This is a genomic window from Petrotoga sp. 8T1HF07.NaAc.6.1 (assembly GCF_016772115.1).
In the GTDB taxonomy this organism is placed as follows: Bacteria; Thermotogota; Thermotogae; order Petrotogales; family Petrotogaceae; genus Petrotoga; species Petrotoga mobilis.
This window is the reverse complement of the sequence record NZ_AUPG01000008.1, coordinates 75,150-92,690: the sequence shown is the minus strand read 5'-3', so window position 1 is coordinate 92,690 and position 17,541 is coordinate 75,150. Positions and strand designations below refer to the sequence as shown.

Here is a 17,541-nt window from a genome sequence, read left to right as displayed (position 1 = left end):
GAAATAAATGGCGAAAAACAAGGGGAATGATTTCCTCTTTTTGGGAGAAAAAAACACCCCGAAGGGGGTTCAAGGAAACACCCCGAACGAGGTTGAGGAGAACACCCCGAAGGGAGTTCAAGGAAACACACCGAACGGGGTCAAGGAAAAATTCCCCTCCTTAAGTGGCGGAAGCCCGTCATCTTTATTCGAAAATGAGTTGGATGAAGAACAAAGAGAAGCTGTTATAAAATCAGAAGGAAGATCGATAATAGTTGCTGGTCCTGGCTCTGGTAAAACTAGAGTAATAACCTATAAAATTGCTTATTTGTTGAATAATGGAGTTGAACCTGAAAATATTTTATTAGTCACCTTCACCAGGGCTGCGGCAAGGGAAATGATAGAAAGGGTAAAGAATGTTACCAATAGAAATATAGATAAAATGCTAGCTGGTACATTCCATCATGTATGTAATTCTATTCTTAGAAAGTACGCCACGCTTTTAGACTATAAAAATAATTACAGCATCCTCGACAAAGAAGATTCAAAAGATTTGTTAAAAATGGCTAAAAGCGAGTACATCAAAGAAATCAGTGATAATTACAAGCTTCCAAAAGAAGAAGTAATAATGAAAATTATAAGTTATTCATGTAACACATTGACCTCTTTAAGAGAATCAATACTTGAAAGAGCCCCATATTTGTTGAATTTTGAAAGAGATATTGAGCAAATATGGAGTATATATATCCAATTAAAAAAAGATATGAATGCAATGGACTATGATGATCTGTTAGTAAATACTTTAGTTTTATTCAAAACTCATCCAGAAGTACTAAACAAGTGTTCAAGCCAATTTAAATATGTTTTAGTTGACGAATTTCAAGATACCAACAAAATTCAAATAGAATTGGTTGAGGCTTTATCATCGGTTCATGGGAATCTGATAGTTGTTGGAGACGATTCTCAAAGTATATATTCATTCAGAGGAGCTTTATTTAAAAACGTAAAAGATTTTATAGACGATGAAAGAACAAAGGTTTTCAAGATACAAAGTAATTACAGAAGTACCTCTGATATAGTTGGTTTGATTAATCACCTAATACCTTCTAATTCTGTTCCTAAAGTCCTTAAACCTAAGAGAAAAAGTTATTTAAAACCTTTCGTTGTGGAAACTTTTGACGATTTGGAACAAGCAGATGCCGTAGTCAAAATCATAGAAGATAAATTAAAAGAAGGTTTAGATTATAAAGATATCGCTGTGCTATATAGATCGCATTCGTTATCTATGGTGTTACAACAAAAATTGGATTCAAAAGGTATCCCTTACAGAATACTATCAGGATTGAGATTCATCGAAACGGCACATATAAAAGATATATTGGCTTTTTTAAAGGTATTAAACAATCCTTTAGATAAGATTTCGTGGAGTAGGATTTTAAAATTATTTCCTGGAATTGGTAACAAAACTGCATCTAAGATCTATGAAGAGATTGAAACTGGAATAGGGAAAAGCCCCGAGCGGGGTCAAGGAGAAGAAAAAGATAACATCTCAAATATATTGAAGGAAACTGAAATAAATAAGTTCAAAACACCCTTGGAATTATTAACAAAACTTTTCGATAATAAAGAAAGTAGTCCTGATGAGTTGATAGATACCATTTATAAAGATTTCTACCAAGAATATTCTTTCTTAACTTATGCAGATTCTAAATCAAGGAACATGGATATTGAAAGATTCAGTGAAATTGCCAGTCGTTATGATTCGGTAAGCGCTTTTATAGAAGATTTGACGCTTAGTGAAGAGATAGGAGTAATACCTGCGAGTAGGGATAAAGATGAGAATAAGTTAACGCTCACAACGATTCATGGGGCTAAGGGATTGGAATGGAAAGTAGTTATTCTCATATCGGTGAATCCAGGAGATTTTCCCAACGGACTTGCAATTAAAGAACAAAAATTAGATGAAGAAGAAAGGCTCTTCTATGTTGCCATAACAAGAGCAAAGAATGAATTATACATTTTGAAACAGCTAACCGGTACAACCAACCCGTATCTAAAAAATTCATTTTATTTTGTAAAAAAAGAAAACGATTTTATCAAAAAAATTCCGGAGGAAACGGTCAATCGTTTGAAAATCAAATATAAATAACCGTAAATTATTTAAATTGTTATATTTAATTAATTTTTAATTAAGGTCCAATAATGTAAAATATCCACTGGCGTTTTCTTATTTTTTCAAATATACGAAAAATATATATTACACTAATATAAATTAAAATAAAGCAGAAGGAGGTGAACTCTCATTTTTGAGGGCATTTATTTAATGGCTTCCCTTGAAATGAGAGAAATCTAAGTGCCAACGATTAATCAATTAATAAGGTACGGAAGAACATCTGTAAAGAAAAAGACCAAATCTCCTGCATTACGAGGTAACCCTCAAAAACGAGGTGTTTGTGTAAGGGTTTCAACTATGACCCCGAAAAAACCTAATTCAGCTTTAAGGAAGATTGCAAGGGTTAAGCTATCGAATGGAATCGAAGTAACTTGTTATATACCTGGAGAAGGTCATAACCTACAAGAACACTCTAACGTTTTGGTAAGAGGTGGAAGGGTAAAAGACTTACCTGGTGTTAGGTATAAGATAATCAGAGGGACTTTGGATGCTGCCGGTGTTGAAGGTAGAAAACAAGGTAGAAGTAAATACGGTACCAAAAAACCCAAGGCTTAATAAGGAGGCTCTTTACTGAATGAGAAGAAGGACTGCTGAAAAAAGAAACATAGTTCCAGATCCTATTTATGGGGATATTTTACTTTCCAAATTTATAAACAGGTTGATGTATGATGGAAAAAAATCTTTAGCACAACAAATAGTGTATTCTGCTTTGGAGAGGTTGGCTGAAGCTACAAAAGAAAATCCAATAGAGGCTTTTCATAAAGCGATAGATAATGTTAAACCTGTGGTAGAAGTAAGATCAAGAAGGGTGGGGGGTTCAACATATCAAGTACCTTTTGAAGTACCGGAAAACAGAGCCACATCTTTAGCAATAAGATGGATAGTTACCTCTGCACAATCAAAAAAAGGCAGAGATATGGTTAGTAAATTATCTCAAGAACTGATAGACGCCTACAACAATACGGGACCTTCTGTGAAAAAGAAAGAAGACGTTCATAGAATGGCTGAAGCAAACAGAGCTTTTGCACATTTCAGATGGTAGTTTAGCAGCTTAGTAGGAGGGATTGTTTTGAAAGAAAGATTATACCCCATAGAAAAAATAAGAAATATAGGAATAGTTGCTCATATAGATGCAGGAAAAACAACTACTACCGAAAGAATTTTATTTTATACGGGGACAAAACACAAATTAGGAAATGTTGATGAAGGCACAACCGAAACAGATTGGATGGAGCAAGAAAAAGAAAGAGGAATTACCATAACCTCTGCAGCGACTTCTGCTTTTTGGAAGGATCATAGAATAAATATAATTGACACACCAGGACACGTTGATTTTACCGTTGAGGTAGAAAGATCATTACGTGTTTTAGATGGGGCTATTGCTGTTTTCGACGCTCAAGTTGGGGTCGAGCCACAATCTGAAACAGTGTGGCGTCAAGCTGATAGGTATAGAGTGCCGAGAATCGCCTTTATGAATAAAATGGATAAAATTGGAGCGAATTTTTTTAATGCTATACAAACAATGAAAGATAAGTTGGGGGCTAATCCTATAGCTTTGCAAGTTCCAATTGGTTCTGAGGCTGAGTTTGAAGGTGTAGTTGATTTACTAACTATGGAAGCACTTTATTGGACAGATGAAAATGGTCAAATAATTGAGAAAAGGAGTATTCCGTCCAATTTAATAGATTTTTGTGAATCTAAGAGAGAAGACTTAATTGCTGCAGTTGCCGAAGTTGATGAAAATATAATGGAGCTTTACATAGAAGAGGAAGAAATTCCTGTAGATAAATTAAAAGAAGCCATAAGAACATCAACCATACAAAGCAAAATTGTACCTGTTCTTTGTGGAAGTGCGTTTAAAAACAAAGGAGTTCAACCTTTGTTGGATGCAGTTATTGATTACCTGCCTTCGCCTTTAGATATGCCTCCTGTTAAGGCTTTTGATGGAACGACGGGAGAGTTCGTAAAAGATATTCTTCCATTCGAAGATGGAGACTTTTTTGCGTTGGCTTTTAAAATAATGGCGGATCCTTTTATTGGTAAGTTAACTTTTGCTAGAGTTTATTCGGGTACTTTAAATAAAGGAAGCTACGTAGTTAATACAACTAAAAATAAAACAGAAAGGGTATCTAGACTTGTTTTTCTCCATGCCGACAAAAGGGAAGAAGTTGATTACATAAGGGCTGGAGACATCGTAGGATTAATTGGCTTAAAAGATACTTCCACTGGTGATACACTCTCAGATAAAGAATGCAATTTGGTTTTAGAAAAACTTGAATTCCCAGAACCTGTTATTTCTGTTTCTATAGAACCTGAAACCAAAGATGATGAAGCTAAATTGGGGAAAGCTCTAAATGCTTTGACAGAGGAAGACCCAAGTTTAAGAAGCTACGTCGACCACGATACTGGAGAAACCATATTATCTGGAATGGGAGAATTGCACTTAGAAATAATAATTGATAGAATTAAAAGAGAATACAAGGTAAACGTTAAAGTAGGTCAGCCGCGTGTGGCATACAAAGAAACTATTAAACTCCCATCCGAAGCTGAAGGCAAATATATCAGGCAAACGGGAGGTCGAGGGCAGTATGGACATGTTAAACTTAGAGTTGAGCCACTGCCTTTGAATAGTGAAAAAGAATTCGAATTTGTCGATAAAATAGTAGGAGGAGTCATACCAAGAGAATATATACCGGCCATAGAAAATGGTGTAAAAGAAAGTATGCAAGATGGAGTCTTACTAGGTTATCCGATGGTTGCTATTAGAGTCGAGGTTTTTGATGGTTCCTACCATGAAGTTGACTCTTCAGAAATGGCATTTAAAATAGCTGCATCTATGGCTTTTAAAGACGCCATAAAAAAAGCTAAGCCTGTTTTATTAGAGCCAGTCATGAAAGTGGACGTTACTACTCCAGAAGAATATATGGGAGATATAATTGCAGATTTAAGTTCAAGAAGAGGAAGAATAGAAAGTTTTGAAAACGTTGGAGGGACAAATACCAGAGTAGTTCACGCTCAGGTTCCATTATCAGAATTATTCGGATATGCCACCATAATGAGATCTCTTTCTCAAGGAAGGGCAACAAGTTCTATTCAATTTTCTCATTACGAGGAAGTTCCGGAGCAAGTAACTCAAAAACTATTAAGTAGAGAATAAGTTTGATAATATAATTTACAAGGAGGAGATAGAACAATGGCTAAAGAGAAGTTTGTTAGGGCAAAGACTCACATGAACGTAGGGACTATCGGTCATATTGACCACGGGAAAACAACTTTAACCGCTGCTATTACCAAGGCTTTATCTTACAAAGGTGGGGCAGATTTCACACCTTTTGACATGATAGATAAAGCCCCTGAAGAAAAAGCAAGAGGAATCACCATCAACGTTTCACACGTTGAATATCAAACAGATAAAAGACATTACGCACATATAGATTGTCCAGGTCATGCGGACTACATAAAAAATATGATAACCGGAGCAGCTCAAATGGATGGAGCTATCTTAGTTGTAGCCGCAACTGATGGTGTTATGCCACAAACTAGAGAACATGTTTTGTTGGCAAGGCAGGTTAACGTTCCAGCTTTAGTTGTATTCATTAACAAAGTTGACATGGTTGACGACGAAGAATTAATTGACTTAGTAGAAATGGAGGTAAGAGATCTCCTAAACAGCTATGAATTTCCTGGAGATGAAGTTCCTGTTATAAGGGGTTCAGCCCTAAAGGCGTTGGAAGAAGATAACCCAGATGGTCCTTGGACACAAAAGATATATGAACTTATGGATGCAGTTGATTCTTACTTCCCAGATCCAGTAAGAGAAATCGACAAACCTTTCTTAATGCCCATAGAAGATATTTTCAGTATTACTGGAAGGGGAACAGTTGTCACTGGAAGAATTGAAAGAGGTGTCGTTCACACTGGAGATCAAGTTGAAATAATTGGTTTGAGCTATGAAACAAAAAAGACCGTTGTAACTGGTGTTGAGATGTTTAGAAAGATATTGGATGAAGGTGAAGCAGGAGATAACGTTGGATGTCTCTTAAGAGGTATAGAAAAAGATGAAGTAAAAAGAGGTCAGGTTCTTGCTGCTCCAGGTTCAATCACTCCACATAAAAAATTTAAGGCTGAGGTATACGTATTGAAAAAGGAAGAGGGAGGAAGACACACACCTTTCACTAAAGGTTACAGACCTCAATTTTATATTAGGACAGCCGACGTTACAGGGACTCTTGTAGAATTCTCCAGTGGTGCAGAGATGGTAATGCCTGGCGACAATATCAATATGACAGTAGAATTGATATATCCTGTAGCTCTCGAAGAAGGTATGAGATTCGCTATAAGAGAGGGCGGAAGGACAGTAGGTGCTGGTGTTGTTACAGAAATAATTGAATAATAAATCTGAAAGTATAATTGTACGGGGAGCTTCAGCTCCCCTTACTAATGAGTTAAAAGGAGGCTTTTAAAAAAATATGGCCAGTAATAAGTACATAAAAATACGGCTGAAAGGATACGACCATAGATTACTCGACGAATCATCAAAAAAAATCATCGATGCTGTAAAAGATACCGAAGCTAAAGTTTCTGGTCCAATTCCACTGCCAAATAAGAGAACCGTGTATTCAGTTATAAGGTCCCCGCACAAATATTCATATTCAATGGAACAATTTGAAAAGGTTGTTCATAAAAGAGTGATATATATATACAATGCTTCATCCGATACGGTTACTAAACTGTTGAAAGTTAATATTCCAGCGGGAGTATCTGTAGACATAAAAGCTTGATGTCATTGTAAATTTTAAAAAAATAAGACGGATATCATTCGGGCTCTGGAGGTGTAAAAATGAAAGGTATTTTAGGTAAAAAAGTTGGAATGACTCGTGTTTTTAAAGATGATAAAGCCATCCCGGTGACAGTCATCAAAGCTGGACCATGTGTGGTAGTTCAAAAGAAAACTGTAGAAACAGATGGTTACAACGCTATACAGATAGGTTTTGAAGAGATACCAGAAAGAAAAGCAAACAAGCCATTGATGGGTCATTTCAAAAAAGCACAAGTGCAACCTTTAAGGTATTTAAGGGAATTTAGAGTAGACAACGTAGATGATTACGAAATCGGTCAAAAAATTGATGTAACAATTTTTTCTGAAGGAGAAAAGATTGATTTAATAGGCAATTCAAAAGGAAGAGGATACTCAGGAGTTATGAAAAGATGGAATTTTAGAGGTGGTGAAGACACACACGGTTCAAAATTTCATAGAGGTTTAGGATCTACAGGAATGGCAACATTTCCTTCAAAAGTTTTCAAAGGAAAAAAGATGCCAGGTCAATACGGAAATGAAAGAGTAACCATTCAAAACTCAGAGATAGTTTACATTGATGTACAAAACAATCTAATAGCGGTCAAAGGTGGAGTTCCAGGAGCGAGGGGCGGATTGGTAACAATAAGAGAAGCCGTAAAGGCAAAACGCCCAAAAACGAAGTAGGGAGGTTGATTAGTAAATGTCGCAGATAGATATATACAATATTCAAAATGAAAAAGTTGGCACGTTAGATATTAAAGACGAAATCTTTAATATAGACCCAAATATGGATGTACTATATAGATACGTTGATATGCAATTGACCAACAAAAGGGCAGGAACAGCTTCGACAAAGACAAGAAGTGAAGTCAGTGGAGGAGGCAGAAAACCATGGCCTCAAAAGCATACAGGTAGAGCAAGAGCCGGATCAATTAGATCTCCTCTTTTCCGACACGGTGGAGTAACTTTTGGACCAAAACCTAGGGAATTTCACAAAGATCTCAACAAAAAAATGAAAAGACTAGCTTTAAAATCTGCGTTGAGTGTCAGGTATAGAGAAAACAATTTAATTGTTTTAGATGAGGTTAAATTCGAAAAACCAAGAACGAAAGATGTAAAAAATATTTTAGCTAAATTTGGTATGGAAGATACAAAGGTCTTATTTTTATTTCCTTATCACCAGGAACAATACGAAAACTTTAAGCTATCTGCAAGAAATTTGCCAAAAGTCAAAGTAATTATAGCGGATAACCCTGGTCAAAACAAAAAGAATGTAGACGGTTTAAATGTATTTGATTTAATAAATAACGAGAAAATTGTGCTTACCAAGGAAATGGTGAATAAAATCGAGGAGGTGATCGGCTGATGGAACTTCAAAAAGCTTATGATATAATTACTAGGCCGATCTTAACAGAAAAAACCTATTCTCTCATGCAAGAACGCAAATATACATTTGAAGTCATGAAAGAAGCTACCAAGCCAGAAATAAAGGAAGCCATTGAGACAATATTCAAAGTCAAAGTAGAGAAAGTGTACGTAATGAATATGAAACCCAAACCAAAAAGATTGGGAAGAAGTGAAGGATATACAAGAGGATGGAAAAAAGCGATAGTTAAATTAGGAGAAGGATACGTAATCAGAGAATTGCAAGGCAGTCTGTAAGAGAGGTGGATAAATAATGGCGTTAAAACAATACAAACCTGTAACACCTTCGCGAAGATATATGACGACATCTGATTTTTCTGAATTATCAAAAGTCGAACCCGAAAAAAGTTTACTCGAACCCTTGAAAAAAACAGGTGGAAGGAACCATTATGGTCGAGTTACAATGAGGCATCGAGGTGGTGGGCACAAAAGAAAATACAGAATAATAGACTTTAAAAGAGACAAAATAAATATCCCTGCAAAAGTTGCTTCAATAGAATACGATCCTAACAGAAGTGCAAGGATAGCTCTATTGGTATACGCCGATGGAGAAAAAAGGTATATATTATCTCCCAAGGGATTACATGTAGGAGAAACTGTAATGAGTGGTGCAAAAGCTGAAATCAAAGTAGGTAACAGCTTACCTTTGGAGAATATTCCTCTAGGAACTCTTGTGCACAATATAGAATTTGAACCTGGTAGAGGTGGAAAAATAGCAAAATCTGCAGGGACTTATGCACAGTTAATGGCTAAAGAAGGCAAATATGCACTTTTAAAAATGCCTTCTGGTGAGTTGAGAAGAGTTCGTTTAAGTTGTATGGCTACCATCGGAGTAGTAGGGAACGAAGACCACTCCAATGAAGTTTACGGTAAAGCAGGAAAAATCAGATGGTTAGGAAGAAGACCCAAAGTAAGAGGTATGGTACAAAATCCAGTAGATCATCCAATGGGTGGTGGAGAAGGAAGAAGCAAAGGTCATATTCCTAAATCTCCTTGGGGAACCCCTGCTAAAGGTTATAAAACAAGAAGAGGAAAAAAACAATCCGATAAATTTATAGTAAGAAGAAGAGTAAAGTAAGCATTTTTATCTTTATGTGTGGGGAGCGAAGTTTAAGGAACCGCAAACCCCTTCCTTATGGGTGGGCAGCGGGGCGAAGGGGCGCTATTAACAAGCTTTTAGAGTTTCTAAAGGTACCTAGAATGAAGAGCAAGGAGGTGCAGTAGGTGGGAAGGTCTTTAAAAAAAGGTCCTTATGTTCATCCAAGTCTTATCAAAAAGATTAGAGAGATGAACGAAAAGGGTGAAAAAAAGGTTATTAAAACTTGGTCAAGGGCCTCGATGATCCTGCCAGAAATGGTTGGACATACAATAGCAGTTCATAACGGAATGAAACACATACCGGTTTATATAACTGAACAAATGATTGGTCACAGATTGGGAGAATTTTCTCCAACCAGAAGGTTTGGAGGACATCCAGACAAAAAAGCTGTTAAAGGAAAGATAGAAAAGCAAGGTTGAGGAGGGTAGTTCATGGCTACTAATACTAATGTTTCCAGAGTTCAAGAAGATGGTAGAAAAGTAAAAAGATCTGTATACCACAGAATGAGAAAAGAGAAAGAAGCCTCTGAACCAATTGTTGAAGCTAGAGCAGTCACAAAATATGTAAGAATATCACCTAGAAAAGCTAGATCTATGGCAAACTCAATAAGGAATAAAGATATAAGTGAAGCACTTCAAATACTCACTTTTAGTCCAAAAAAATCCGCACGTATACTATATAAAACTTTGATGTCCGCAATTGCGAATGCTGAAAATAATTTTGGATTAAACGCTGAAAATCTCTATGTTTCTGAGATAATGGTGAATGAAGGTCCTAGACTCAAAAGATTATGGCCAAGGTCTCATGGAAGAGCAGATATTCTTCAAAAAAGAATGAGCCATATTTATATAACCGTAAGAGACAAAAGTGCTGATAAATAAAGTGAGGTGAAATAAGTGGGATCAAAAGTGCACCCAAACGGTTTCAGGTTAGGAAACAATAAAACTTGGAAATCTGTATGGTTTAACGAAAAGAATTATTCTGATTATTTGCATGAAGATGAAAAAATAAGAGATTATATAAAATCCAATTACGAAGCTGCTGGAATTTCAGAGATATTAATTGAAAGACCCAGTGATTCGTCAATAAGAATAGATATTTATGGTGCCAGATTAGGAATTTTGATTGGACGAAAAGGCGCAGAAATGAAAAAAATTAGAGATGATTTGAAAAACATTGTAGGGGATAAAAATATTAAGGTCTACGCTGAAGAAGTAAAAAATCCTTACGTTGTTGCTCAACTCATAGCTGAAGATGTATCCGGTCAACTGCAAAGAAGGGTTTCGCACAAAGTTGCAATGAAAAGAGCTATAACCAACGCCATGAGAAGAGGCGCTAAAGGTGTGAAAATAATGGTTTCTGGTAGACTCGGTGGTGCCGAAATAGCGAGAACAGAATGGTATATGGAGGGAAGATTGCCTCTTCAAACCTTGAGATCAAACATAGATTACGCTGTTGTTCATTCTCAAACTAAATATGGTACCATAGGGATAAAAGTTTGGGTCTATCATGGTGATACGCTGATTTAATAATCTTTCCAAATGGATAGAGAGCGTAGTGAAGATCTCCTTCTTCCGTCCTTATAGGTGGGGAACGTAGTGAAGATCTCCTTCTTCCATCCTGATGGGTGGGGAGCGGGGCGAAGGGGCGCTAAGCAAGTTAAAGATCGTAGAAATGGTAAAAAGGAGGAAATCCTAAATGTTGATGCCTAAAAGAGTAAAATACAGAAAACAACAACGCGGAACAGTCAGGGGAATGACAAAAGGTGCTAGTTTGGTGCATTTCGGCGACTGGGGATTAAAAGCGATGGAAAGCTCATGGATAACCGCTCAACAGATAGAAGCATGTAGGTTATCTATGGTAAGGACATTAAAAAGAACGGGAAATATATGGATTAACATTTTTCCCGATAAGCCAATAACTTCTAAAGGAATTGGAACAAGGCAAGGAAAAGGTAAAGGTGATGTGGAAGGTTGGGTAGCGGTTGTAAAGAAAGGAAGAGTGATGTTTGAAATAGGTGGAGTCGATGAAGCAACTGCCAAAAGGGCCTTAGAGTATGCCGCCTCCAAGCTACCGATAAGGACTAAGATAGTTCAAAGATATGAAATAGGAGGGGAGCTCTGATGAGAATAACTGAGATGAGAGAATTAACAGACGAAGAGCTCAATCAAGAATTAAACAATTTGAAGGAAAAATTATTTCAATTGAGGTTTCAACTCGAACTTGGACAACTAAAAAATTCTTCAAGTATCAAGCAAGTTAAGAAAGATATAGCTCGAATAAAGACCATCCTCAAAGAAAGGGAACTCGGAATAAGGAGGTAAATTTCATGTCTAAAAAGATAATAACTGGAAAAGTTGTAAGCAATGCGATGGACAAAACGATAACAGTTGAAACAGATAGACTTACAAAACATCCCAAATACCACAAATTTGTCAGAAAAACCAGAAGATACCATGCACATGATGAAAATAACGAATGTGAGATTGGAGATATTGTTGAAATAGAAGAATCCAGGAAGCTTTCCAAAACAAAGGCTTTTGTTTTAAAAAGAATTGTGAGAAAAAATATTTTATCGGAAGAAGTTGAAACACCAGACTCAGTTGAAGAAGAATTAAAAGAAGCCTTTGGAGGTGAGGTTGATGGTACAACTAGAGAGTAAAATCAGAGTTGCTGATAACTCTGGAGCAAAAGTATTAAGAGTTATCAAAGTACTCGGTGGGTTTCATAAATCAAAAGGAACCGTCGGAGACACCGTTGTTTGCTCCGTTAGGGAAGCCATACCTCACACAGATTTGAAAAAAGGTCAAGTAGTTCAAGCCGTTATTGTCAGAACGAAAAAAGAGATAAGAAGGAAAGATGGAACCTATATTAGATTTGATGACAATGCTGCGGTACTGATTGATAAAAATAAGTTACCTTTAGGAACGAGGGTTTTTGGTCCAGTAGCCAGAGAAGTACGGGAAAAAGGCTACGCGAAGATAGCATCGTTAGCAAAAGAAGTTTGGTGAGGTGAAAATATGTATAAAATAAAGAGAGACGACACAGTAGTAGTGATCTCTGGAAAAGATAAAGGAAAGAGAAGCAAAGTTTTGAGGGTTATTCCAAAGGACAAAAAAGTCATTGTGGATAACGTAAACGTCGTCAAGAAGCATCAAAGGCCCACTCAAAAGATGAGGGAAGGCGGAATTATTGAGCAACCCAGTCCTATTGATATTTCAAACGTTATGTTAGTCTGTCCAAACTGCAATCAAAAAACCAGAGTGGGATTTAAATTTCTTGAAGATGGAAGCAAAGTAAGATATTGCAAAAAATGTGGTGAAATAGTAGAAAAATCTTAATCCATTCAAATTTTGAAAACTTGTAAAAATCAAGTAGGTATGGTAAGAAGTAAAAAGGAGGACTATCAATGGAGAAAGTTCAGTATATACCTCTGAAAGACAGGTACAAAGAAGTAGTAATACCTTCAATGATGAAAGAATTTAACTACAAAAACGAATTACAAGTGCCGAAACTTGTAAAGATAGTTGTTAATATGGGAGTTGGAGAAGGTTCCAGGAACAGAGCAGTTGTTGAAAAACATGCCCAAGAGTTAACGAAGATAGTCGGACAAAAAGCCTTAATAGCCAGAGCAAAGAAAAGTGTTGCCAATTTTAAGGTTAGAGAGGGTATGCCGATAGGTGTGAAAGTTACCTTGAGAGGATGGAAAATGTATAATTTCTTGTATAAATTAAACCATGTTGTGCTCCCAAAATTGAGGGATTTTAGAGGCTACCCGCCGACTCTTTCGATGGAAGAGGCAATTATACCTTCGGAATTCCTGAACAACTAATTTTTCCTGAAATCAGGCCTGATGATATAAGTAGAATTCAAGGCATGGATATAACAATCGTAACCACAGCTAAAACTGATGAAGAAGCCAGGAAATTATTAGAATATTTTGGTTTCCCGTTACAAAAAAAATAAATGGAGGGTGTGAGTAATGGCAAAAAAGGCACTTATAGAAAAATCTAAAAGAACTCCGAAGTATAAAACAAGAGAATACTCACGATGTAAAGTATGTGGTAGACCAAGAGCTGTTTATAGAGAATTTGGTTTATGCAGAATATGTTTCAGAGAACAAGCTCTGGAAGGTAAACTTCCTGGAGTTAAGAAGGCTAGCTGGTAAGGAGGGAAAAACGAATGTGGAGCGATCCGGTAGCTGATATGCTAACCAGAATAAGGAACGCCAATTCGGTGTTCAAAGAAAGTGTTGAAATACCCGCTTCAAACTTAAAAAAAGACATTTTAGAAATAATGAAAAAAGAAGGATTTATCAATGATTATAAATTCATAGACGATGGTAAACAAGGAATACTCAAAGTCTATTTGAAGTACAAAGGTACAAGAAGAGATAAAAAACCTATAATGGAAGGGATCATAAGGGTTTCAAAAAGCGGAAGAAGAGTGTATGTTAATACCCGTAACATACCAAAAGTCAAGGGTGGATTAGGTATAGCTATACTCTCAACATCCCAAGGAGTAATGACCGATAAAGAAGCAAGAGAGAAAAAAGTTGGTGGAGAAGTAATCTGTTATGTATGGTGAGGAGGTGCCTAGATGCCACAATCGAGAATAGCTGATAAACCAACAATTATTCCTGATGGTGTAGAATTATCTGTGGATGGACAAACAATAAAAATCAAAGGTAAAAATGGTGAATTAAGTCTCAATTTACCCGAATATTTGGAAGTTGACAGAGATAACAACGAATTAATGATTAAAACAAAAGAAGGCGTAGTTAAAAGAAGTTCAGACGAGAAGCGATTAAAAGCGCTAAGAGGCACGTTCACCTCTCATGTGAGAAACATGATTAAAGGTGTAACTGAAGGATACAAAAAAGAATTGGAAATTGCCGGTATTGGGTACAGAGCTCAACTTCAAGGTAAAAACTTAATCTTGAATCTTGGTTATTCAAACCCCGTAGAATTTCCAGTCCCTGAAGGAATAACTATAGAAGTTCCACAACCCACAATAGTAGTCGTTAAAGGTATAGATAAATACAAAGTCGGAGAAGTCGCTGCAAGGATAAGAAGCTTAAGAAAAGTTAACGTTTACAGTGGTAAAGGTATAAAATATGTTGGAGAAAGTGTTTTAAGAAAAGAAGGAAAGAAAGTTTAAAACATTTCCGCAAAGGAGGTCCCTTTTAAATTGATAAAACAATTAGACAAAAAAGCCCTTAGACAAAAAAGGCATTTAAGAGTGAGAAAAAACGTTAGAGGAACACCAGAAAAACCAAGATTGACAGTTTTTAAAAGTCAAAAGCACATATATGCTCAAATTATAGACGACACTAAAGGTGTTACTTTGGTGTCAGCTTCAACAACCCAAAAACAACTGAAAGAAAAATTAGAAAAAACATGGGATGAAAACGCTGCAAAAGAAGTAGGGAAACTCATAGCCGAAAAAGCAAAAGAAAAAGGTATAACAGAAATTGTTTTTGATAGAAGCGGTTACAAATACCATGGAAAAGTAAAAGCTCTTGCTGAAGCAGCAAGAGAAACGGGCTTAAAGTTTTAGGAGGTGTTGGTAATTTATGCCGAACGATCAGAAAGTAAAAGCTACTGATGCTGCAAATGAATTAGAAGAAAGAGTAATCGAAATTCGAAGGGTCAGCAAAGTAACTAAAGGTGGAAAAACCATTTCGTTTCGTGCAGTTTCGGTAGTAGGTAATCGAAATGGAAAAGTAGGATTAGGAATCGGGAATGCCCGAGAAGTTCCACAAGCCATAAGAAAATCAATTGAAAATGCAAAGAACAATATGATAGAAGTCCCCGTTAAAAACGGAACTATTCCTTACGAAATAATCGGTGAACAAGATGCTTCCACTGTATTACTGTTCCCAGCAGGCCCAGGTACCGGTGTTATAGCCAGTTCAGCTGTAAGAGCTGTTGTTGAATTAGCCGGAATAGATAATATTCTAAGTAAATCCATTAGTTCAACGAACGTATTAAATTTAGCTAAAGCCACTTACAATGGATTAAAAAAGTTGAGATCTCCTCAAGAAATTGCAAAGTTGAGAGATTTAACTGTTAAACAAGTATTCTTTGGCGCTCACAAGGGGGTATGAGTAATGTCAAGTCTAAAGATAAAGTTAGTAAAAGGAAGAGCAGGCAAAGACAAAAGACAATTAGCTACTCTCGATGCTTTAGATTTAACTAGAAAAGATAAAGTAGTAATAAAACCTGACAATCCCCAAATTAGAGGAATGATAAGGACTGTACATCACTTAGTTGAGTGGGAAGAAATCGATTCTTAATTAAACAAATTGTAAATAAGGAGCTATATACATGCCACTTAAAATAGAAGATCTAAAACCTACACCAGGATCAAGGAAACCCAAAAAAAGGTTAGGAAGAGGAATAGGCTCAGGATTAGGAAAAACAGCTGGCAAAGGGCATAAAGGTGAAAAGGCTAGAGGAAGAGGTAAAATTGGTAGAACATTTGAAGGTGGACAAACAAACATTATTAGAAGAACTCCAAAATTTGGATTCTCTAATGCACCATTCAAAAAAGTATATTCTGTTGTAAACGTAGAAACATTAGAAAAGTATTTCTCAGAAAATGAAGAAGTAACTCCAGACATACTTTTAGAAAAGAAATTGATAAAAAAATTGAACGATGGAGTAAAAATATTAGGAAAAGGAGAAATATCAAAACCTCTTGTTGTCAAAGCTAACATTTTCTCTCAAACCGCTAGAGAGAAAATTGAAGCTGTTGGCGGGAAAATAGAGGTGATTGAATAACATGTTCAAAGCCTTTAGAAACGTTTTTAGGATTCCTGAATTAAGGGATAGAGTTATATTCACCTTTTTAGCGTTGATAGGGTTTAGAATAGGTATATACATCCCCATTCCGGGAATAAATGTAGAAGCCTGGCAAGCTGCTTTAAGTGGAGCATCCCAAGGAGCGGTTGGAGGATTCATAGGTTTTTTTGATGTCTTTGCTGGAGGGGCGTTAAGCAATTTATCAATATTTGTTCTCTCAGTGACACCCTATATTACGGCTTCGATCATTTTTCAACTTCTCTCTTCTATAATACCTAGTTTGAAAGAGATGTTGAGAGAAGGTGAAAGTGGGAGAAAAAAATTCGCTCACTACACGAGGATGTTAACGTTAGTATTAGCTTTTGGACAAGGATTACTAATGTCCATAGCTGCCAACAATTACAGATCCCCCAATCTATCACCAGTTCTCTTTGTAACTTTAGCAACCGTTTCTATAGCTGCAGGAACGATGTTTTTACTATGGATAGGTGAATTAATCACCGAAAAAGGAATAGGAAACGGGGTATCTGTTTTAATATTTGCTGGTATAGTATCCAGATACCCTACATATGCAGCCGAAGCTCTCATAGGTTTAACCCCATTAGAATGGATACTCTTAGCCGCTGTTGCTATATTTATAGTAATAGCTGTAGTAGCGGTTCAAACATCTGAAAGAAGGATTAATATTCAATATGCAAAAAGAGTAGTCGGCACAAAAATTTATGGAGGTTCCTCAACATATTTACCTATTAAGGTAAATGGTGGAGGGGTAATTCCCATAATCTTTGCCTCCGCTATTATGACCCTACCCAGTATGATTGCTGGGGTAACAAACACTACCGTAGACGATAGACTATTTGCCATAGGTTCTCCACTTTATCTTGTGTTGTATGGTTTGCTGGTTTTCTTTTTTACATACTTCTACAGTTCTGTTGTTATGGATCCAAACGACGTAGCAAATAACATACAAAATTATGGTGGGTTCATACCAGGTTTAAGACCAGGAAAACCGACTGTTAATTACATCACTTCAGTCATGACCAGGGTAACTTTCATAGGAGCGATCTTTTTAGTAGTAATTGCCTTGGTTCCCTACTTTATCAGAGGCGCTTCAGGGATGCAGCAAATCTGGATAGGTGGTACCAGTACACTAATAGCCGTTGGAGTTGCTTTAGATATTGTCCAACAGATGGAGCAACACATGATAGTAAGACAATATGAAGGCTTCATGAAAAAAGGAAGGTTACGAGGAAGGAGATGA

At 36.5% G+C, this 17,541-nt stretch carries 26 protein-coding genes and 1 pseudogene; all 27 read left to right on the top strand.

Annotated features, from left to right (window positions below):
* The first annotated feature begins 7 nt into the window (after window positions 1-7).
* The 27 genes and pseudogenes from NAAC61_RS06915 to secY all read left to right on the top strand — a co-directional run bounded on the left by NAAC61_RS06915 (window position 8) and on the right by secY (window position 17,541).
* Entirely contained in the window at window positions 8-2,128 is a 2,121-nt protein-coding gene (locus tag NAAC61_RS06915) for an ATP-dependent helicase (protein WP_202695572.1), read from the top strand.
* A gap of 204 nt (window positions 2,129-2,332) precedes the next feature.
* Window positions 2,333-2,707, top strand: coding sequence for a 30S ribosomal protein S12 (gene rpsL / locus NAAC61_RS06910; protein ID WP_012208622.1), 375 nt, complete (start codon window positions 2,333-2,335; stop codon window positions 2,705-2,707).
* A gap of 19 nt (window positions 2,708-2,726) precedes the next feature.
* On the top strand, window positions 2,727-3,194 hold the full coding sequence (rpsG, locus tag NAAC61_RS06905; protein WP_012208621.1) for a 30S ribosomal protein S7: 468 nt from the start codon (window positions 2,727-2,729) through the stop codon (window positions 3,192-3,194).
* Window positions 3,195-3,221: 27 nt separating this feature from the next.
* Window positions 3,222-5,309, top strand: coding sequence for an elongation factor G (gene fusA / locus NAAC61_RS06900; protein WP_012208620.1), 2,088 nt, complete (start codon window positions 3,222-3,224; stop codon window positions 5,307-5,309).
* A gap of 36 nt (window positions 5,310-5,345) precedes the next feature.
* Window positions 5,346-6,545: an elongation factor Tu gene (gene tuf, locus NAAC61_RS06895; RefSeq protein WP_012208619.1), complete on the top strand. Its 1,200-nt coding sequence runs from the start codon at window positions 5,346-5,348 to the stop codon at window positions 6,543-6,545.
* 76 nt (window positions 6,546-6,621) lie between these two features.
* Complete coding sequence (gene rpsJ, locus NAAC61_RS06890; RefSeq protein ID WP_121514869.1) at window positions 6,622-6,933, top strand: 30S ribosomal protein S10; 312 nt, start codon at window positions 6,622-6,624, stop codon at window positions 6,931-6,933.
* 59 nt (window positions 6,934-6,992) lie between these two features.
* Window positions 6,993-7,634, top strand: coding sequence for a 50S ribosomal protein L3 (rplC, locus tag NAAC61_RS06885; RefSeq protein WP_121514868.1), 642 nt, complete (start codon window positions 6,993-6,995; stop codon window positions 7,632-7,634).
* A gap of 16 nt (window positions 7,635-7,650) precedes the next feature.
* On the top strand, window positions 7,651-8,316 hold the full coding sequence (gene rplD, locus NAAC61_RS06880) for a 50S ribosomal protein L4 (RefSeq protein ID WP_121514867.1): 666 nt from the start codon (window positions 7,651-7,653) through the stop codon (window positions 8,314-8,316).
* A complete protein-coding gene (rplW, locus tag NAAC61_RS06875) occupies window positions 8,316-8,612 on the top strand; it encodes a 50S ribosomal protein L23 (protein ID WP_012208615.1) in 297 nt (98 codons plus the stop codon). Before rplD ends, rplW begins: the two co-directional genes overlap by 1 nt.
* A gap of 16 nt (window positions 8,613-8,628) precedes the next feature.
* A complete protein-coding gene (rplB, locus tag NAAC61_RS06870) occupies window positions 8,629-9,453 on the top strand; it encodes a 50S ribosomal protein L2 (RefSeq protein WP_103065578.1) in 825 nt (274 codons plus the stop codon).
* Window positions 9,454-9,599: 146 nt separating this feature from the next.
* Entirely contained in the window at window positions 9,600-9,893 is a 294-nt protein-coding gene (gene rpsS, locus NAAC61_RS06865) for a 30S ribosomal protein S19 (RefSeq protein WP_012208613.1), read from the top strand.
* Between the two features lie 12 nt (window positions 9,894-9,905).
* Entirely contained in the window at window positions 9,906-10,355 is a 450-nt protein-coding gene (rplV, locus tag NAAC61_RS06860; protein WP_012208612.1) for a 50S ribosomal protein L22, read from the top strand.
* 15 nt (window positions 10,356-10,370) lie between these two features.
* Entirely contained in the window at window positions 10,371-11,003 is a 633-nt protein-coding gene (gene rpsC / locus NAAC61_RS06855; protein WP_012208611.1) for a 30S ribosomal protein S3, read from the top strand.
* A gap of 169 nt (window positions 11,004-11,172) precedes the next feature.
* Complete coding sequence (gene rplP / locus NAAC61_RS06850) at window positions 11,173-11,598, top strand: 50S ribosomal protein L16 (protein WP_012208610.1); 426 nt, start codon at window positions 11,173-11,175, stop codon at window positions 11,596-11,598.
* Window positions 11,598-11,798 carry a 50S ribosomal protein L29 gene (gene rpmC / locus NAAC61_RS06845; RefSeq protein WP_012208609.1) on the top strand — a complete coding sequence of 67 codons (201 nt, stop codon included), beginning with the start codon at window positions 11,598-11,600 and terminating at the stop codon, window positions 11,796-11,798. Before rplP ends, rpmC begins: the two co-directional genes overlap by 1 nt.
* A 5-nt stretch (window positions 11,799-11,803) precedes the next feature.
* Window positions 11,804-12,136 (top strand): 30S ribosomal protein S17, encoded by a 333-nt coding sequence (gene rpsQ / locus NAAC61_RS06840; protein WP_012208608.1) that lies wholly within the window; start codon window positions 11,804-11,806, stop codon window positions 12,134-12,136.
* A complete protein-coding gene (rplN, locus tag NAAC61_RS06835; protein WP_012208607.1) occupies window positions 12,117-12,485 on the top strand; it encodes a 50S ribosomal protein L14 in 369 nt (122 codons plus the stop codon). The genes rpsQ and rplN overlap by 20 nt, the downstream gene beginning before the upstream one ends.
* 9 nt (window positions 12,486-12,494) lie before the next feature.
* Window positions 12,495-12,815 (top strand): 50S ribosomal protein L24, encoded by a 321-nt coding sequence (gene rplX / locus NAAC61_RS06830; RefSeq protein ID WP_012208606.1) that lies wholly within the window; start codon window positions 12,495-12,497, stop codon window positions 12,813-12,815.
* Between the two features lie 68 nt (window positions 12,816-12,883).
* Window positions 12,884-13,440: pseudogene (gene rplE / locus NAAC61_RS06825) on the top strand (50S ribosomal protein L5).
* A 16-nt stretch (window positions 13,441-13,456) separates the two neighbouring features.
* Window positions 13,457-13,642 (top strand): type Z 30S ribosomal protein S14, encoded by a 186-nt coding sequence (locus NAAC61_RS06820; protein WP_012208604.1) that lies wholly within the window; start codon window positions 13,457-13,459, stop codon window positions 13,640-13,642.
* Between the two features lie 14 nt (window positions 13,643-13,656).
* Entirely contained in the window at window positions 13,657-14,061 is a 405-nt protein-coding gene (rpsH, locus tag NAAC61_RS06815; protein WP_012208603.1) for a 30S ribosomal protein S8, read from the top strand.
* 12 nt (window positions 14,062-14,073) lie between these two features.
* Window positions 14,074-14,634 carry a 50S ribosomal protein L6 gene (gene rplF, locus NAAC61_RS06810; protein WP_103065575.1) on the top strand — a complete coding sequence of 187 codons (561 nt, stop codon included), beginning with the start codon at window positions 14,074-14,076 and terminating at the stop codon, window positions 14,632-14,634.
* Window positions 14,635-14,664: 30 nt separating this feature from the next.
* The gene (rplR, locus tag NAAC61_RS06805) at window positions 14,665-15,033 is read left to right on the top strand and encodes a 50S ribosomal protein L18 (RefSeq protein WP_121958966.1); all 369 of its coding nucleotides are present in this window, start codon (window positions 14,665-14,667) and stop codon (window positions 15,031-15,033) included.
* A 16-nt stretch (window positions 15,034-15,049) separates the two neighbouring features.
* On the top strand, window positions 15,050-15,583 hold the full coding sequence (rpsE, locus tag NAAC61_RS06800; protein WP_012208600.1) for a 30S ribosomal protein S5: 534 nt from the start codon (window positions 15,050-15,052) through the stop codon (window positions 15,581-15,583).
* Between the two features lie 3 nt (window positions 15,584-15,586).
* A complete protein-coding gene (rpmD, locus tag NAAC61_RS06795; RefSeq protein ID WP_012208599.1) occupies window positions 15,587-15,772 on the top strand; it encodes a 50S ribosomal protein L30 in 186 nt (61 codons plus the stop codon).
* Window positions 15,773-15,803: 31 nt separating this feature from the next.
* Window positions 15,804-16,259 (top strand): 50S ribosomal protein L15, encoded by a 456-nt coding sequence (gene rplO, locus NAAC61_RS06790; RefSeq protein WP_012208598.1) that lies wholly within the window; start codon window positions 15,804-15,806, stop codon window positions 16,257-16,259.
* 1 nt (window position 16,260) lies between these two features.
* Entirely contained in the window at window positions 16,261-17,541 is a 1,281-nt protein-coding gene (gene secY / locus NAAC61_RS06785) for a preprotein translocase subunit SecY (protein WP_012208597.1), read from the top strand.

Bases quoted from the DNA above. Each gene is read 5' to 3' on its own strand.
- NAAC61_RS06915 (WP_202695572.1), top strand. From the start codon at position 8: ATGGCGAAAAACAAGGGGAATGATTTCCTCTTTTTGGGAGAAAAAAAC.
- rpsG (WP_012208621.1), top strand. From the start codon at position 2,727: ATGAGAAGAAGGACTGCTGAAAAAAGAAACATAGTTCCAGATCCTATT.
- tuf (WP_012208619.1), top strand. From the start codon at position 5,346: ATGGCTAAAGAGAAGTTTGTTAGGGCAAAGACTCACATGAACGTAGGG.
- rpsJ (WP_121514869.1), top strand. From the start codon at position 6,622: ATGGCCAGTAATAAGTACATAAAAATACGGCTGAAAGGATACGACCAT.
- rplC (WP_121514868.1), top strand. From the start codon at position 6,993: ATGAAAGGTATTTTAGGTAAAAAAGTTGGAATGACTCGTGTTTTTAAA.
- rplD (WP_121514867.1), top strand. From the start codon at position 7,651: ATGTCGCAGATAGATATATACAATATTCAAAATGAAAAAGTTGGCACG.
- rplW (WP_012208615.1), top strand. From the start codon at position 8,316: ATGGAACTTCAAAAAGCTTATGATATAATTACTAGGCCGATCTTAACA.
- rplB (WP_103065578.1), top strand. From the start codon at position 8,629: ATGGCGTTAAAACAATACAAACCTGTAACACCTTCGCGAAGATATATG.
- rplV (WP_012208612.1), top strand. From the start codon at position 9,906: ATGGCTACTAATACTAATGTTTCCAGAGTTCAAGAAGATGGTAGAAAA.
- rplP (WP_012208610.1), top strand. From the start codon at position 11,173: ATGTTGATGCCTAAAAGAGTAAAATACAGAAAACAACAACGCGGAACA.
- rpmC (WP_012208609.1), top strand. From the start codon at position 11,598: ATGAGAATAACTGAGATGAGAGAATTAACAGACGAAGAGCTCAATCAA.
- rpsQ (WP_012208608.1), top strand. From the start codon at position 11,804: ATGTCTAAAAAGATAATAACTGGAAAAGTTGTAAGCAATGCGATGGAC.
- rplN (WP_012208607.1), top strand. From the start codon at position 12,117: ATGGTACAACTAGAGAGTAAAATCAGAGTTGCTGATAACTCTGGAGCA.
- rplX (WP_012208606.1), top strand. From the start codon at position 12,495: ATGTATAAAATAAAGAGAGACGACACAGTAGTAGTGATCTCTGGAAAA.
- NAAC61_RS06820 (WP_012208604.1), top strand. From the start codon at position 13,457: ATGGCAAAAAAGGCACTTATAGAAAAATCTAAAAGAACTCCGAAGTAT.
- rpsH (WP_012208603.1), top strand. From the start codon at position 13,657: ATGTGGAGCGATCCGGTAGCTGATATGCTAACCAGAATAAGGAACGCC.
- rplF (WP_103065575.1), top strand. From the start codon at position 14,074: ATGCCACAATCGAGAATAGCTGATAAACCAACAATTATTCCTGATGGT.
- rpsE (WP_012208600.1), top strand. From the start codon at position 15,050: ATGCCGAACGATCAGAAAGTAAAAGCTACTGATGCTGCAAATGAATTA.
- rpmD (WP_012208599.1), top strand. From the start codon at position 15,587: ATGTCAAGTCTAAAGATAAAGTTAGTAAAAGGAAGAGCAGGCAAAGAC.
- rplO (WP_012208598.1), top strand. From the start codon at position 15,804: ATGCCACTTAAAATAGAAGATCTAAAACCTACACCAGGATCAAGGAAA.
- secY (WP_012208597.1), top strand. From the start codon at position 16,261: ATGTTCAAAGCCTTTAGAAACGTTTTTAGGATTCCTGAATTAAGGGAT.